We start from the raw sequence: 14,375 nt of genomic DNA, 5'->3' as shown, positions 1-14,375 counted from the left end.
GGGTACCGTGGTCCCCCGCTCGGGCTTAAACGCGCGCCGGCATGCCGCCGGTGACGAGCACCACGGGCGCGTCGAGACACGCCGCCGCCCGCGCCGCGCGCTCGAACGGCCCGCCCGCGACCACGAGCGGCGCCCGCACCCGCGCGACCCGTGCGAGCGCGAGGACGTCCCGCCACGGCCCCTCCGGGACGGCGCGTTGCGCCCGCTCGTACGACGGCCGGATAGCCGCTGCCAGCGCCGCCGCCGCCTCCCGCTCCAGTCGTCGCTCCTCGTCCGCGAGTCGGAGTCGGCGCTCGCGCTCGTCGCGGACGGCGCGTGCCTCCTCCCGACGTCGCTCGTACGTTTCGGCGGCCGCGAACCGCTCCGTCTCCGCGTCCGTCAGCGCCGCGATGGCCCGGGCGTGTGCGTCCCGCACGCCGTCGTCCATCTCCCCGGCTGCCCTCAGCGCCGCGACCTTCCCCCCGAGGCGCTCGACGCGCTCCCGGCGGACGTCGATGTCCGCACTCGCCACCGCGAGTCGCTTTCGCGCCGCCCGGAGACCCCGGACTGCGGGGAGCGGCTCGGCCAACGCCGCCCGCACCGTCGCCAGTCTCGCCGCCGCCGGCGCGTCGTATCCGCGCGACCGCGCCGCCGCGGCCAGCGCCGCCGGTCCCACCTCCCGCGGTCCGTCCAGCACGCCGACAACGTCGTACACCGCCGTCGGTTCCGGACAGCCGAGCCATCCCCCCGGGTCGCGGACCGCTCGCAACGCGCTCGCCGCCGACACGTCCGTCTCCCGGAGGTCGAGTGCGTTCGTGCGTCGCGTCTCGCCGCCGACGTGCGCCCACATCAGTCCGCGAGCGGCGTCTCGCGCATCGCCTCCGGGTCGGGGAACTCGCTCCCCGCCGCGAACTTCGCGTACGACGTGCTCGGCGACTCGCGCGCCTCGTACGCCGCCGCGGCGTCACGGACGTGCTCGGGGACGTCGCGGTACTCGTTCAGCGGCTCCGTGCGCGCCACTTCCACAGCCGTCCCGAAGCGCTCCCGGAGGCGACACGCGACGAACGCGCCGTACTCCGTCTCACGCAGGAGGACGGCGCGCCCGAACCGCCGGACCACCGTCTCCGCGTGCGTCGAACAACTGTTTCGGAGGGCCTGTCGTGCGGCCCGCGAGTACGCGACTATCAGTAACACCCCGGTAGAAGGGCGACCAACGGATAAAGCGTCGCCGGTCGGACACTACTCGCGCCGCGACACCGTGACTCGTGCCTCCGGAACGCCGACGAGCGTTGCGACCCGCTCGCGCGCCTCGCGCTCGCTCGCCGCGAGCACGACGACCCCCTCCGCGGCCGGGTCGCCCGACGCCCGCCACGCCGCGAGCTCGCCGTCGTACTCCGTCGCGTACGTCCGCAGTATCGAACACACCCGCGCCTCCGCGCTCGCCAAGTCCGTCTCGCCGCGCTCCAACTCCCCGAGGGCCTCCTCGACGTTCCGGAGCGCGCTGATGCGGTCCATCAGGTCGTCCGCAGGTGACCGGTCGAGGGCTCGTAGACCTCGCCCTGTTTTTTGAGCTTCTCTATCTCGTGTTCGGCCTTCGAGCGGTCCATCCCGACCTCCTCGGCGCGCGCCATCACCTCCTCCGTCGGCGCGCCCTCCTCGAAGTCCTCCTCGATGTCCTCGATGAGCGCCCGGAGGTTCTTGATGCGGTCGCGCTGGCTCTTCGACGTCCCCGTCTCCACGACGTCCGCGTCGAACTCGCCCGTCTCGGGGTCGACGCCGATGGCCTCCAGACACGAGCGCACGATGGCGATGACGCGCTCCGCGTCCTTCTTTTCGACCGTATCGGAGAGCCGCACGCGCGCCGACGCCTCCGCGAGCCGGACGAGCGCTTCGAGCTTCCGGGCCGTCACCGGCACCGGCGCGTCCTCGTCCGCGCCCTCCGCGCGCAGGTCGACGTAGAACTCCTCGATGGCCGCGCGCGCCTCGTCGCTCATCGCCGGATAGACGTTCCGCCGGGCGTACGCGATGTACTTCCGCAGGAGCCCGGCGTCGATCTCCGGGGCGACTTCGTCCGTCTGCGCCGCCACCTCGTCCTCCGTGTAGTTCGCCGACGCGAGGTGTTCGCGCTGCGTGTGGAGCTCGCCCGCGTAGTTCGTCTGGAGGATGTGTTCGGCGAGCCGCGCGTCCTCCTCCGGGTCCGGCTGGTCCGTCACCGTGAAGATGAGGTCGAAACGCGAGATGAGCGCGGGCTCTAAGTCGATCTGCTCGCCGATGGGCTCGTACTGATCGAAGCGCCCGTACTTCGGGTTCGCCGCGCCCAAGAGCGAACACCGAGATTTCAGCGTGGCGTTGATACCTGCCTTCGACACCGAGATCGAGTTGTGGAGGACGACGCCCTTGCTCACGAACGTGTTCGTCGGCTCGACCGTGACGTCGTACACCCACTCTTGGTCCTCGTTCGGGACGGTTTCGACGTCCGTCACCCGGTAATACCGGAGGTCGCACGCGGAGTCGAGTGCCTCGATACGGTGCTCGGCCTCGTCGAGTGCGTCCTCGATGGTGGTTCGCGCACGCTCCGCCAGGTTCGTACGACGCTCCACATCGTAGCCGCCGTCCTCCGCGTAGTGAATGGCGCTCGTCGTCTCACTGTCGAGCCGCTCGGCCAGCTGCCGACCGGACCAGCCGATAGCTGCGCGGACGTCGGCCAGCTCGGTCGCGTCTGACAGCGACGACCGGATCGCGTCGACGCGCTCCCGGAGGTCGGACAGCTCGGCGTCGACAGTCTCGACGCGGACGCCGAACCCCTCGTCGAGGTTCGGTTTGAACTTCCCGGTCAGACGGACGCCGAGGAGCCGCTTGAGGTCGCGTATCTCCGCGGCCGCCTCCGTCGGCAGCACGTCGTGATGGCGCGGCGTCGCGGCGCTCCGGTCGGCGAACTCGCGGGCCGCCGCGTGACGTTCGTCCGACGGCTCGACCACCTCGTCGACGAACCGTTCCGTCGAGTCGCCCATTACGTACACCTTCCACGAGTCCTCGGCGCTATCGTGGTGTATCCGCGAGGCGACGCCGATCTTGCCGAGCGCGTCCGCGTAGTCCTCCGCGAGCCCGTCTGACGCCGTCGAGAACGCCATCGCTTCGCTCTCGACGCCGCCATCGCCGGCGAACGCGCCGACGAGGAAGCGACGTATCTCCTCCTCGGAGGCGCCGAGTACCGTCGCGGGGACCCGCTTCTCCCGCGCGGTGTGCATGACCTCGGGGACGTTCCGCTCGAACCACCGGTAGAGGCGCGTCGACACCCATCGTTTCGTGACCGTCCCCGCCTCGTTCGTCACGTCGGTGCTCTCGATCCCGAAGACCCGCTCGGCGAGCGTGGCCGCGCGTTCGAGGAGCCGGTCGTCCTGGTTCGAGAACCCGATCTCGTGGGACGACCCGGCGTACGAGTGGCCTTCCGCGACGAGCATCCCCAGGAACTCCGCGAGGTCGCCGCTCATCGTCTCCGGCAACCGGACAGCCTTCTCCCGCTCGTCGACGCGTGGCTCGTCGTCGAGTTCGACCGCTGCCGCCGAGTTCGGCGTCTTCCGCGGTGCGGGGACGAACGCGCCGGTCTCGACGTCGCGTGCCTCGACCGTCTCACCGTCTATCCCGACGAACAGCGGGTGCTCGGGCGTGACGGTCACCTCACGGCCGTTCGAGAACGACACCCGGACGAACTCGTCGGGGGCCTCGTGACGACTCACGCGGTCGACGTCGACCTTCTCCGTCGTGTTCGTCTCCAGGTTCGTCGAGTGCACGCGGACGTCGTCCACAGGGAGGATCTCGCAATTCACTCCGTCCACGACCTCGTCGGCGTTCGTCGCCATCAGCTCGTCGACGAACGCGCCGATTTCGACGCGCCGCCCGTCGGCGAGGAACACCTCCGTGTCGCCGTGGTACGACTGCTGCTCTAGTGCTTCGTGCATGGCCGAGCGGTCGTCGGGAGCCATCTTGTCCAGTTCGTCGACCGCCGCGATCCCCTGGTCGGCGAGGACGAGCGCGCCAGCCTCCAGCGTCCACTGCTGGCCGTCGCCGAAGTCGTCGCGCACGGCCGCCGCGGTGAGCCCCGCTGAGGACGACCCCTTCCCCGAGGTGTAGACGGAGCGCGGCGCGATGTTCTGGACGTACGACAGGAGCTGGGAGTTGTGCGAGACGACGCCGTTCGAGAGGTACGTATGCGTACCCTCTACTTCGAGGTCGTAGACCCATTCCTCCGCGGGGTCGACGCGCTCGATGGAGTCAATCCGGTCCCACGAAACGTCGTTCTCGGCGAGCGACCGGAGACACTGGACGTCTTCTGCTGCCTTGAGCGCGTCTTCGACGTGTTCGACGAGTCCGCTCTGCGCTGCCGATATCTTCCCGCCGTCCGGAACGACATCGTTTCGCTCGTAGTAGCTCACGGTGGTCTGTTCGACGTCCATTCCGTCCGCGAGCGTTGCCTGCGAGACGTTCAACTCCCGCCGGATCGCTGCGATGTCGCCCCACTCTCCGGTTTCGAGCCGCCGCTTCGTTTCGCGGAGCCACGCGAGACGCGCTTCGAACGCGTCGACGACCGATCGGAGACTCTCCCTGCTCGGGTTCCGGTCGCCGCGTTCATAGTGCTGGTACGTCGAACGCGTCAGTCCACACTCGGACTGCGAGAGTCGGAGCGTCTCTCGGACTTGCCGGAGTTCGTCTCCTACCCCGGGAACGACGTCGACGTTCGTGTTCGGCTGCTGATCGTCGAACGCGTGCGAGGCCGTTGTCTTCCGGTCGGTGACGAATCCGATGGCGTCGACGTATCGACGGAAGCTGTCCCCGCCGATCCGCAGCCGATAGCTCCCGTTGTGTCGCTCCCCGACGCTGCAGGTGATGTCGAACGCGAGTAGGAGCGTTCGGACGCCTTCGAGGAGGTCACGGCTCATCGAGGCGACCGTGATCTCCCGCTCTGTCGTCGAGACGTGGCCCTCCGCGTCGACGTACGCGCGGAGGAACGCGCGCTTCGTCTCCAGTGTCGCCCCCTTGATCGCGTTCGGGACGCGTTGCTCGGCCGAGCGTTCGAGGGTGGCGGGCTCGAGGTTGCTGAGGAAGCTCGCAAACTCACCCGAGTGACAGCGTATAGTCCGTGCGGATTTCTCCTCTCGTGGCCCATCGATGCTGTAGTTGAGGCCGAGCGCATCGAGCGCGCTCGTGACATCGTCCACGATCTCGGCGTCGTTGTTCATCACACGGACGTCTGCCGTGTGATCGTCACGGAAGACGACGTGCCCCTCCGCGATGACGTAGGCGACGAGTCGCGCGAGCGACGTCGTCCACTCGTTCGGGAGGTCGAGATGGACTCCGTTCGACGCTCTCGACTCCCGATACTCGACGTCGAGTGTGTCGTCACCGTCTGTGTCGAGCGTCCGCGGTGCCGCGACGAACTCACCTTCGGTAAGGCCGTCGGCTCGCCGCGCCTCGATGCGCCCGTCCGACTGCACGAACAACGGGTGCGTCGGCGTCACGTCGAGCTCGCGCCCGCTGGCCGTGCGGACGCGATACATCTCCTCGGGAGCCTCACGCTTCCATACCTTCGTCGCCCGTCGATCGGTGAGCGACCCGTCGGCCTCCATCGACGGGATCGGGATATCCACGGCGTCCCACACGCCGTCGTCGACCGGGGTCGGGTCGTCGAGGTTCTCCTCGACGAGTTCCCGAATCGGTCGCTCCGTCCCGTCGGCGAGCGTGACACGGGTGTCCCCGTCGAGGCATTTCCCCGTCCCGGGGTCCCCGATGAGGAGCATGTGGAGGTCGCCGCGAATCCGCGAGCCGTCCGGGAGGTGTTTGGTGACGCCGCTGAAGAGCTGGAGGAGCATCGCCAGTTTCGCCTGTCGATGGCCGTAGATGGAGGGCGCGACGGAGTCGACCATGTCCTCGTAGATGTCCGGCCGCTGGGAAATCTCGACGATGGCCTCCTTGTCCTCGCTCGTGATCTCCATGTCCTCGAACTGCTCGTCCTCGATTTCGACGTGGTTGCCCTCCATGTAGACGTCGAAGATCGGGCTCTCGTTCGACCCCTCGCTCTGGTCGAGACGCAGCGACCCCGTCGCGGTGACGTGGTCACCCGGCGTCACGCGCCCCGTGAGGTCGTCCTCGACGTGGACGTCGATGTTCTCCGGCGTCTCGCCGCCCGCGAGTCCCTCCGGGTTCTCCTGGATGCGGAGTTTCTGCGCGTCGATGAACTCCGACTTCTCCGGGTCGAGTTTGAACGGGCCCTGGCGCTCGCAGGACTCGCACTGGTAGGGCTCCTGGAAGCCCGAGTCGGATTGAGGTATCTGCGTCTCGTAGTTACAGCGCTGGCAGACGAACACCGCCTGCTCTATCTTCGGGCGGACTTCCGTGGCCTTGCGGACGATGCCCTGCACGGCGACGAAGGTGTTGAGGTGCTCGGAGCGAAGCGCCCTGATCTCCGTCGCCTCCGCCAACCCGCGCACGCGGACGTGCGCCTGTCCGAGCGAGACGTCGATGGGGAGGTCGTAGCGCCGGAGCGCCTCCTCGGCGGCCTCCTGGTACCGGTCGGGGTAGCGGAGGTAGTCGTCCGCGAGGTCCGCGTCGAACTGATAGAGGTCGCCCCAGTCGACGCGCAGGCTCTTCTGATCGCGCGGGTAGTTCCGTGCGAGGTCGCCGACCTCGTCCGAGTAGTACCGGCGGAAGAACGCCTCGAAGCGGTCGACGAGTTCCTGGTCCGTAGCCTGAGCCATTCGCTCACGTAGGTAGCGCGTGACGACCTAAGAAGGTTCGCAAAGGACAGTGAAACTGAACGCGCGTCGGTACGGGTCCGACCGACGACGCCGTCACGCCGGCGGCCAACGGCGCTCTACGGTGTAGTCGGCGGCGCGATGCGTCCGCGCGTCGTCGTTCCGTGGCGGGGCCACGCGGAGGCTGATCGACTCGTCGTACGCGGCGCGCTCGATCAGGTACGTCTCGTCGGTATCCCGGCACCGAACGAGCACGAGGTCGACGGCGCCCGGACCGGGGGCCCGCGTCCGTCCCGTGTCGAAGCGAACGCGCCCCCCGCTCACGCTCCCCGGTCGGAGGCTCGTCCGATGGAGGGCGTCGTCCTCGGTCCGCAACACGAGTTCGTACGGCGCGTCGCTCTTTCGGGCGTCGAGGACGTCGATGTCGCGCGCCCGGAGGTCGGCGACGACGGCGTCGCGCCAGTCACCCGTCTCGCCGCTCGGCGGCCAGCGCTCGTCGAAGTCGTAATCGGTCGCCCAGTTGATCGTCCGGTGGTCCTGTTTCGCCTCCGCGACGCGCAGGCTCATGTTGCTCCCGACCGCCGACTCCGGGACGAGGTAGAGCCCGTCCACCTCGTCGCAGTGGACGAGAAAGTAGTCGACGTCGCCGTCGTACGACTTCCGAGTGTTACCCGACGCGTTCGTGTGGGTCGAGTACCCCCTGAAGACGACGCATTCGCCGTCGAAGTGCCCGGTCTTCACCTGAATCTGCCACACTTCGCCGTCATCGTCCTCGGCGAGGAGGTCGTAGCGCTCGTTGTCACCGAACGGGACGGAGACCGGAATCCCGCGACGCTTCAACTCCGCGATGACGATGGCTTCCGTGAGATCGCCCTTTCGGTGGGGTTCCATGGTGTTCCATAGTCTTATCCTACTATTATACTTTCGAATATTCGAAACCAATGCCGTTCTTTGCGATGAACGTTCTCGCTCGTCTATGGCGAAATCACGGGCACTCATCACCGATACGGAGCGCGAACGTCTCAGCGGCGACGCGGACGTTGAGGACCAGAAGCGATACGTCGCCGTCTCCCGCGTTCGACGCCGGATTCAAAACGAACTTGCGGAAGATGTCGAACTCCTCGCCGAACATCGCCCGGACCTTCTGGCGGAACTCCGTGACGTCGTCTGCGAGAAGTGAGAGAGTGGGACCGCCCGGATTCGAACCGGGGTCTACAGCACCCAAGGCTGTGAGTATCGCCAAGCTAACCCACGGTCCCGCGCTTCCACGTATTCGGCCTCGCGGCGTAAGCGTTACGTTGTGCGCGCCGTCTCCATCGCGCCCGTGGCGCGCCCCTACTCCTCCTCGCCCAGCAACTCGATCTCGGCGGCGATCCGGTAGGGGTCCATCCCCTTGCGGACGCCGTCGAGCATCTTGAACGCCTCGTCGGGGTCGAGGAAGTGCGTCGTGACGGTCCGGCCGAGCGGCGTGGGGTCGAGGCCGTCGATGAAGCCGTATTCGAGGAGCTTGCCGACGGCGTGCTTGGTGGGGACGTCGCCGACCATCCGCTCGCTGAGCCGCTTCGCCGAGTGCCCGCCGACGACGACGTTCGCCAACACCTCCTCGATGGCGGCGTTCTGGTCGTACGCGGTGACGACGTCCTCCATCTCGCCCTTGAGGAGCTTGAACGCGACTTCGTCCTCGCTCATGTCCATCGAGTTGTGGTAGACGGCGTCGGGTTCGACGAGCATGTAGACCTTCCCGCGGTCGTGGTAGTCGGGCCGGCCGGCGCGCCCGAGCATCTGCTCGAACTCCTGCACCGTCAGCCACTCGATGCCCATCGCGAGCGTGTCGAAGACGACCTGGCTCGCGGGGAAGTCGACGCCGGCGGCGAGCGCGGCGGTCGTGACGACGGCGGCGAGGTCCTGGTCGCCGAACTGGCGCTCGACCTGTTTGCGCTTGCCGTAGTCGAGGCCGGCGTGGTAGGCGGCCGCGGGGTAGTCGAGTTTGCGCGCGACCTCGTGACACCGCCGCCGCGAGTTCGTGAAGACGATGGTCTGGCCGCGATACCCCTTGGAGGACTCCTTGTCGTACTCCCGGCGGACGAGTTTGTTCGTGATACGGGGTTTCTCCTGGCCGTCCGCGAAGGTGAGGTGGCGCTCGATGGGGACGGGGCGTTCCTCGAACTCGACGAGGTTCGCGCGGAGTTTCTTCGCGAGCCCGCCGGGGTTACCGACGGTCGCGGAGAGGTATATCCACTGCGCGCCCGTGTAGGACTCCCGCGCGTTCTCGCGTTGCTCGCAGTAGTGTTTGAGGCGGGTGATGAGGCCGTCGAGGCGGTGTCCGCGTCCCTCCTCCTGGAGGGTGTGGACCTCGTCGATGACGACGGTCCCGACGTCCCCCAAATCGCGGCCGGTGCGGAGGGCGTGGTCGATGCCCTCGTAGGTGCCGACGATGACGTCCGCGTTCGGGTCGAACGCCTGCCCATCGTCGCGGATGCGCGAGGACCCGACGCGGATGGAGACGTCGACGAGGTCGCCGTACTCGTCTTCGAAGTCCTCGTGTTTCTGGTTGGCGAGCGCCACCAGGGGAACGAGGAAGAGGAGCTTCCCGTTGCCGCTGAGCGCGCGGTGCAAGCCCGCCATCTCCCCGATGAGGGTCTTCCCGGTCGCCGTCGCGGACACGACGAGTTGGTCCTCGCCCTCGACGAGACCGTTCTCGACGCTCAGGCTCTGGACGGGGAGGAGGGTCTCGAAGCGGTCTTCGAGGAGGCCCTGCACGCCCGGGTGGAGGTCGAGGTCGCTCACGGGGTAGGGGTCGACGTCGTCCGTGTTCGCGGAGACCTCGTCGAACTTCGTGAGGTCCGGGTCGAGTTGCCCCTCCAGGAGGCCGACGATGCGGTCGAGGTCGCCGACGTCGAGGAGGAGCTCTTCGAGACGGTCCTCGGCCGCGCCCGTGAGGTCGCCCTTGAACGCGAGTTCGCGTTCGAGCTCGCGGACGGCACAGTCCTGACAGATGCGCTCGCCGTCGGCCTCGACGGACGTCTCGTCGGTTATCGGCGAATAGCGGCCGTTACCCGCGCAGTACCGGCAGGTGCGGACGACCTTCGCCTTCTCCGCGAGCTGATAGCCGTCGAGGAGGTCGCGAATCTCGCGGCGACCGTCGCGCGACGTCTGCTCGGAGACGCGGATGCGGTCGGCCAGGCGGGCGATCTCGACGAACTCGTCGGGCGACCGGGGGTCCTCGCCGTTCGCCGTCTTCAGCCGGAACTTCCCGGGACGGGGGCCGGCGTCCGTCTCCTTCGTCTGGAGGCGCGCGCGGAACAGCCGCTCGTCGTCGCGGCGGGCGACGACCGTGTAGTCGTCGTTGACCTCGTGGAGGAAGAGCGTATCCACCCGCTGGACCTGCTTCGACACGCCCGAGCGTACGGACGCGGGCTATTTGAGGGGTTCGCTCCCGCGGCGCGCCCCGTGTCGCACCCACCCTCCGCGCCCCCGCGACGGCCACGGACGTTTATGCCGCCGACGCCCGAAGCCCGAGCCATGCGGAGTTACACGGTCGGTAGCGTGTTCGGCATCCCGATCAAACTCGACGTCACGTTCCTGCTCGTCCTCCCCGCGTTCGCCGCCCTCATCGGCTGGCAGACCGAGCAGTGGGTGAGCACCCTCAACTCCGTCTGGGCACTCGGCCTCCCGGTCGGAACGCTCTCGCAGGGCGCGACCCCGTGGCTCCTCGGCATCGCCGCCGCCGTCGGCCTCTTCGCCTGCGTCCTCCTCCACGAGCTCGGCCACAGCGTCGTCTCGATGCACTACGGCTATCCCATCGAGTCCATCACCCTCTGGCTGCTCGGCGGCGTCGCCAACCTCGAAGAGCAGCCCGAGGACTGGAAACAGGAGCTCCTCATCGCCATCGCCGGCCCCGTCGTCAGCGTCGCCCTCGGCGCCGTCTCCTACGCCGCGCTCCTCGTCGTCCGCGGGACGCCACCGCTCACGTTCGTCGTCGGCTACCTCGCGCTGGCGAACGTCGTGCTCGCCGTCTTCAACCTCCTCCCCGGCTTCCCGATGGACGGCGGGCGCGTCCTGCGCGCACTCCTCGCCCGCACGCGGCCCTACGCCCGCGCCACCCAGCTCGCCGCCGAAGTCGGGAAGGCCGTCGCCGTCATCCTCGGCATCCTCGGGCTCTTCGGCAACCTCCTCCTCATCGCCATCGCCTTCTTCATCTACATCGGCGCGTCCTCCGAGAGCCAGCGCACCGTCATGAACGCCGCCTTCGAGGGCGTCACCGTCGCCGACGTGATGACCGACGCCGCGGACGTCAAGACCGTCCACCCCGATGACACCGTCACCGACCTCACCGAGCGGATGTTCGAGGAGCGCCACACCGGCTACCCCGTCGTGCAGGACGGCCGCGTCGTCGGCGTCGTCACCCTCGGCGACGCCCGCGAGGTCGAGCCCGTCGAACGCGACGCCTACACAGTCGGCGACGTGATGACCCGCGACGTCCGGACGACCACCCCCGACGCCGAAGCGATGGACGCCTTGGAGCGCATCCAGGACGAGGGTATCGGTCGGCTCATCGTCGTCGACGACGACGGTCGCCTGCTCGGCCTCGTCAGCCGCACCGACCTCATGACCGCGTTCAACATCATCCAGAGCGCCGGCCGCGGGACGCAGACCCCGGCCCCGAAGGTCGACGCCGACGACCGCCGCGCGCCCTGACTGGCCGGTCCTCGACGACGAACGGTCGCGGCCGGTGGCTGAGCGTACGCGACCCTCGACGGGTGTGCCGCTCGAAGAAGTGAGGCCCAGATGCGAGAAGTGAACCGCCGGCAGACGGTCGCTCACGCCGTTCGCGCTGCGACTCCCGTGGTCCACTTCTCGACGTGGACTTTCAGCTACTCACCGTCGGTCACAACAGAAAGGTCCAGGTGCGAGAATTGAACCCGCGTCTCAGCCTCCACAAGGCTGAAGGATAGTCCACTACCCCAACCCGGACACTGCATCCGTCCGTAGCGCCCTGCCGTTAATAGGCGTTACGAAACCGCGGACGGGACGCGACACGCTTTTCGTCGCCGCGTCGCTACACACATCCAGTGGCCGTCACGGACAAAATCTACGTCAAGAACCACCGCCAGCTCGTCAGCCAACTGGACGCGAACTTCCCGAAGGGCGCGTTCAGCGGCGCGACCCTCGACGTGCTCTTCGGCGGCGGCAACCTCGACGGACTGAACGAGGCGACGGCCGACCGCGTCATCGAGTTCTCGAAGGACTTCCTCGACTGCGACTGTCAGGCCAACCCCTACTGCGGGCACCCCGAGCGGAAGTTCATCGCGTACCTCCTCGACCTGCGCGCGCAGGGCCTCGACCCGGAGGCGATGGTCGACGTGATGACGGACGACTACATGGTGTACGCCTACCCGGGCGACATCTACGGGTTCCTCGACGACGCCGTCCGGACGCTGGAGGCGACGGAGGACCTCGCCAACGTCGACGGCCGCCCGGAGGAGGCGCGCCGCGCGGCGAACGCGCGCGCCGAAATCGAGGGTCGCTGAGCGCGGTACGGTGCGACGGGCGGGTCGCCGACGACCGCGCGCGACGCGCACGCGACCGGGGCGAAAGACGGACCCTTTTGGCGCTGCGGCCCCGAAGGCGTGTCAATGGAGGACGTCGAGGCGCACCGTCGCGCGGTCGAGGACCGCCTGCGCGAGGTGCTGGAGGTAGTCGAGCCACCGGAGCTCCGCGAGGAGGCCGAAGCGGTGGCGCTCGCCGGCGGGAAACGCGTCCGGCCGGCGCTCGCGATGCTGTGCTGCGAGGCGGCGGGCGGCGAGGCCGCGGACGCGCTCGACTACGCCGTCGGCGTCGAACTCGTCCACAACGCCTCGCTCGTCGTGGACGACATCATCGACCGCTCGGAGCTCCGCCGCGGCGAGCCCTCGGCGTGGGCGGCGTACGGTCACGGGCCGGCAATCGTCGCCTCCGACGGCCTGCTCGGCGAGGCGTTCGCGCTCTTCAGCGATGACCCCGGCGCGCTGGAGACCGCGGCGGACTCGCTCGTCGAACTCGGACAGGGCGAGGCGACGGAGCTCGTCGACCGCCCCGAGACGGAGGCCGAGTACATGGAGCTCGCGCGCCGGAAGACGGGGGCGCTGTTCCGCGCCGCCGCGGAGCTCGGCGCGATTGCGGCGGGAGCCGACGACGACACCATCGACGCGCTCGGCGAGTACGCAGAGCGCGTCGGCGTCGCGTTCCAACTCCGCGACGACGTCCTCGACGTGACGGCGGAGACCGGTGACCTGGGCAAGCCCGCCGGCACGGACGAGGAGATGGACCGCCCGTCGGTGTTGCGCGTGACCGAACGCACCGTCGCGGAGGTGAACGCGCTCGCGGACGCGGAGTCCGAGGCGGCGCTCGCGGCGCTCGACGACGCGGCAATCGAGGACGGGAGCGCCCGCGACTACCTGGAGGAGATCGCGGGGTTCGTCGTCGAGCGCGAGCGCTGACGGCCCCGACCGTAGCCGTCACTTCGCCCACGTTCCGCGGTCCTCGATGACGGCGAACGCGAGCGTGCTGAGGACGCTCATGAGCGTCCCGACGGTGAGGACGGCGGCGAGCGTCGGGAGCGACACCGTCCGGAGGAAGAAGCCGCTGAGGGCGTAGAGGACCGCGGCGATGGCGAGCACGTAGAACGGCGCGTTCAGGTACTGCCACTTGAAGCCGTCGTGGAGGTACTCGTCCGTAATCTGGCCGACGCTCGACGTGAGACCGGCGGCCGCGAACCACGTCGCCGCGCCGTTGACGAGCGCGGCGACGACGGTCGTCACGGGGAGTGCGCCGTCGGTCGCGGCTCGGTAGTCGGTGAGCCGGTCGACGCCCTCGACGCCGCCGATGACGAGGAGCGCGGCGGCGACGACGTACGTGATGAGTGTGACGCGGCCCGTGTAGAGGCTGTCGCGGGCGCGCTCGACGAGGTCGTCCACGGTGTCCGCGAGGCCGAGCCCCCGGAAGAGCGCGTAGAGTCCGAGTGCGCCCGAGGAGAGGCCGAGCACGGCCCCCGGAAGGCCGAGGAACGAGGCGAGGACGGCGAGCGGGTAGATGAGGAGGAGGACGCCGAGCGGCACGAGAATCGTCCCGCGGGTCTCCGGGTCGTTGAGGACCTGCTTGATGGTGTAGTACATCGATTCGAGGTCCTGTGCCTGCCGGACGACGACGCGGCGGACGCCGTCGATCTTCGCCCGCGAGCGGATGACGGGGAGGACGGACTCGTCCTGTGCGCCGTCGGTGACGATGACGGTGCGGACCTCCTCGCCGGTCTGGAGGCCGGCGAGCACCTCGTCGACCTCCGTCCCGACCGCGCGGTTCGCCTGCACGTCGCTCCCCTCGACGCCCGTGACGGCCGCGACCTCGACGCGCTCCTCGCCCACGAGGTCGTCGTAGAGGTGGACGCCCTCGAAGAGGACGTTCACGTCGCTGTCCTCGGGGTCGACGGTGGCGAGCGCGACCGCGGCGTCCTCGACGGCGTCGCGGCCGACGACCGGCGTCGACGTCTCCGTCTTCCGACCGAGGTCGTCGTCCAGGTCGACGCAGAGGACCAACAGCATTCACGCGGCCGTACGCCGTCGACGGTTAAGGAGGTTCGGGAGACGCCGCCGTGCGACGGACGCACACCCC

At 68.8% G+C, this 14,375-nt stretch carries 11 protein-coding genes and 2 tRNA genes; 3 read left to right on the top strand and 10 right to left on the bottom strand.

Annotation, left to right across the window (positions count from 1 at the left end; translation table 11 throughout):
- Positions 1-25 precede the first annotated feature (25 nt).
- The 8 genes from IEX84_RS02790 to IEX84_RS02755 form a co-directional block, all read right to left on the bottom strand.
- The gene (locus tag IEX84_RS02790; RefSeq protein WP_188869569.1) at positions 26-829 is read right to left on the bottom strand and encodes a DUF7856 family protein; all 804 of its coding nucleotides are present in this window, start codon (positions 827-829) and stop codon (positions 26-28) included.
- Positions 829-1,173, bottom strand: coding sequence for a DUF7855 family protein (locus IEX84_RS02785; protein WP_188869567.1), 345 nt, complete (start codon positions 1,171-1,173; stop codon positions 829-831). Before IEX84_RS02785 ends, IEX84_RS02790 begins: the two co-directional genes overlap by 1 nt.
- 45 nt (positions 1,174-1,218) lie before the next feature.
- Complete coding sequence (locus IEX84_RS02780) at positions 1,219-1,494, bottom strand: DUF7854 family protein (protein WP_188869564.1); 276 nt, start codon at positions 1,492-1,494, stop codon at positions 1,219-1,221.
- A complete protein-coding gene (locus IEX84_RS02775) occupies positions 1,494-6,731 on the bottom strand; it encodes an LAGLIDADG family homing endonuclease (RefSeq protein WP_188869562.1) in 5,238 nt (1,745 codons plus the stop codon). The genes IEX84_RS02780 and IEX84_RS02775 overlap by 1 nt, the downstream gene beginning before the upstream one ends.
- Positions 6,732-6,824: 93 nt before the next feature.
- Positions 6,825-7,619, bottom strand: coding sequence for a group I intron-associated PD-(D/E)XK endonuclease (locus tag IEX84_RS02770; RefSeq protein ID WP_188869560.1), 795 nt, complete (start codon positions 7,617-7,619; stop codon positions 6,825-6,827).
- A 94-nt stretch (positions 7,620-7,713) separates the two neighbouring features.
- A complete protein-coding gene (locus tag IEX84_RS02765; RefSeq protein WP_188869558.1) occupies positions 7,714-7,860 on the bottom strand; it encodes a hypothetical protein in 147 nt (48 codons plus the stop codon).
- 53 nt (positions 7,861-7,913) lie between these two features.
- Positions 7,914-7,987: transfer RNA gene (locus tag IEX84_RS02760), tRNA-Pro, on the bottom strand.
- A gap of 76 nt (positions 7,988-8,063) precedes the next feature.
- Positions 8,064-10,124: a DEAD/DEAH box helicase gene (locus IEX84_RS02755; protein ID WP_188869556.1), complete on the bottom strand. Its 2,061-nt coding sequence runs from the start codon at positions 10,122-10,124 to the stop codon at positions 8,064-8,066.
- A gap of 126 nt (positions 10,125-10,250) precedes the next feature.
- Between IEX84_RS02755 and IEX84_RS02750 the strand changes: the two genes are divergently transcribed.
- Positions 10,251-11,426 (top strand): M50 family metallopeptidase, encoded by a 1,176-nt coding sequence (locus IEX84_RS02750; protein ID WP_188869555.1) that lies wholly within the window; start codon positions 10,251-10,253, stop codon positions 11,424-11,426.
- A gap of 203 nt (positions 11,427-11,629) precedes the next feature.
- On the opposite strand, the gene IEX84_RS02745 is transcribed toward IEX84_RS02750, so the two are convergent.
- Positions 11,630-11,702 (bottom strand) — tRNA-His (locus IEX84_RS02745).
- Between the two features lie 98 nt (positions 11,703-11,800).
- On the opposite strand from IEX84_RS02745, the gene IEX84_RS02740 reads away from it, so the two are divergent.
- Together IEX84_RS02740 and IEX84_RS02735 are read left to right on the top strand one after the other, a co-directional pair.
- Positions 11,801-12,259, top strand: coding sequence for a DUF5814 domain-containing protein (locus IEX84_RS02740; protein WP_188869554.1), 459 nt, complete (start codon positions 11,801-11,803; stop codon positions 12,257-12,259).
- A 105-nt stretch (positions 12,260-12,364) separates the two neighbouring features.
- Positions 12,365-13,207 (top strand): polyprenyl synthetase family protein, encoded by an 843-nt coding sequence (locus IEX84_RS02735; protein ID WP_188869553.1) that lies wholly within the window; start codon positions 12,365-12,367, stop codon positions 13,205-13,207.
- An 18-nt stretch (positions 13,208-13,225) separates the two neighbouring features.
- On the opposite strand, the gene IEX84_RS02730 is transcribed toward IEX84_RS02735, so the two are convergent.
- The gene (locus tag IEX84_RS02730) at positions 13,226-14,305 is read right to left on the bottom strand and encodes a DUF373 family protein (protein WP_188869552.1); all 1,080 of its coding nucleotides are present in this window, start codon (positions 14,303-14,305) and stop codon (positions 13,226-13,228) included.
- Positions 14,306-14,375: the final 70 nt, after the last annotated feature.

Source organism: Halarchaeum rubridurum, assembly GCF_014647115.1.
GTDB lineage: Archaea > Halobacteriota > Halobacteria > Halobacteriales > Halobacteriaceae > Halarchaeum > Halarchaeum rubridurum.
Note: the sequence above shows the minus strand (reverse complement) of the source record. Positions and strands in the feature narration are given on the sequence as shown.

Coding starts and splice junctions, on each gene's coding strand:
- IEX84_RS02790 (WP_188869569.1), bottom strand. CDS start 829: ATGTGGGCGCACGTCGGCGGCGAGACGCGACGCACGAACGCACTCGAC.
- IEX84_RS02780 (WP_188869564.1), bottom strand. CDS start 1,494: ATGGACCGCATCAGCGCGCTCCGGAACGTCGAGGAGGCCCTCGGGGAG.
- IEX84_RS02775 (WP_188869562.1), bottom strand. CDS start 6,731: ATGGCTCAGGCTACGGACCAGGAACTCGTCGACCGCTTCGAGGCGTTC.
- IEX84_RS02770 (WP_188869560.1), bottom strand. CDS start 7,619: ATGGAACCCCACCGAAAGGGCGATCTCACGGAAGCCATCGTCATCGCG.
- IEX84_RS02765 (WP_188869558.1), bottom strand. CDS start 7,860: ATGTTCGGCGAGGAGTTCGACATCTTCCGCAAGTTCGTTTTGAATCCG.
- IEX84_RS02750 (WP_188869555.1), top strand. CDS start 10,251: ATGCGGAGTTACACGGTCGGTAGCGTGTTCGGCATCCCGATCAAACTC.
- IEX84_RS02735 (WP_188869553.1), top strand. CDS start 12,365: ATGGAGGACGTCGAGGCGCACCGTCGCGCGGTCGAGGACCGCCTGCGC.
- IEX84_RS02730 (WP_188869552.1), bottom strand. CDS start 14,305: ATGCTGTTGGTCCTCTGCGTCGACCTGGACGACGACCTCGGTCGGAAG.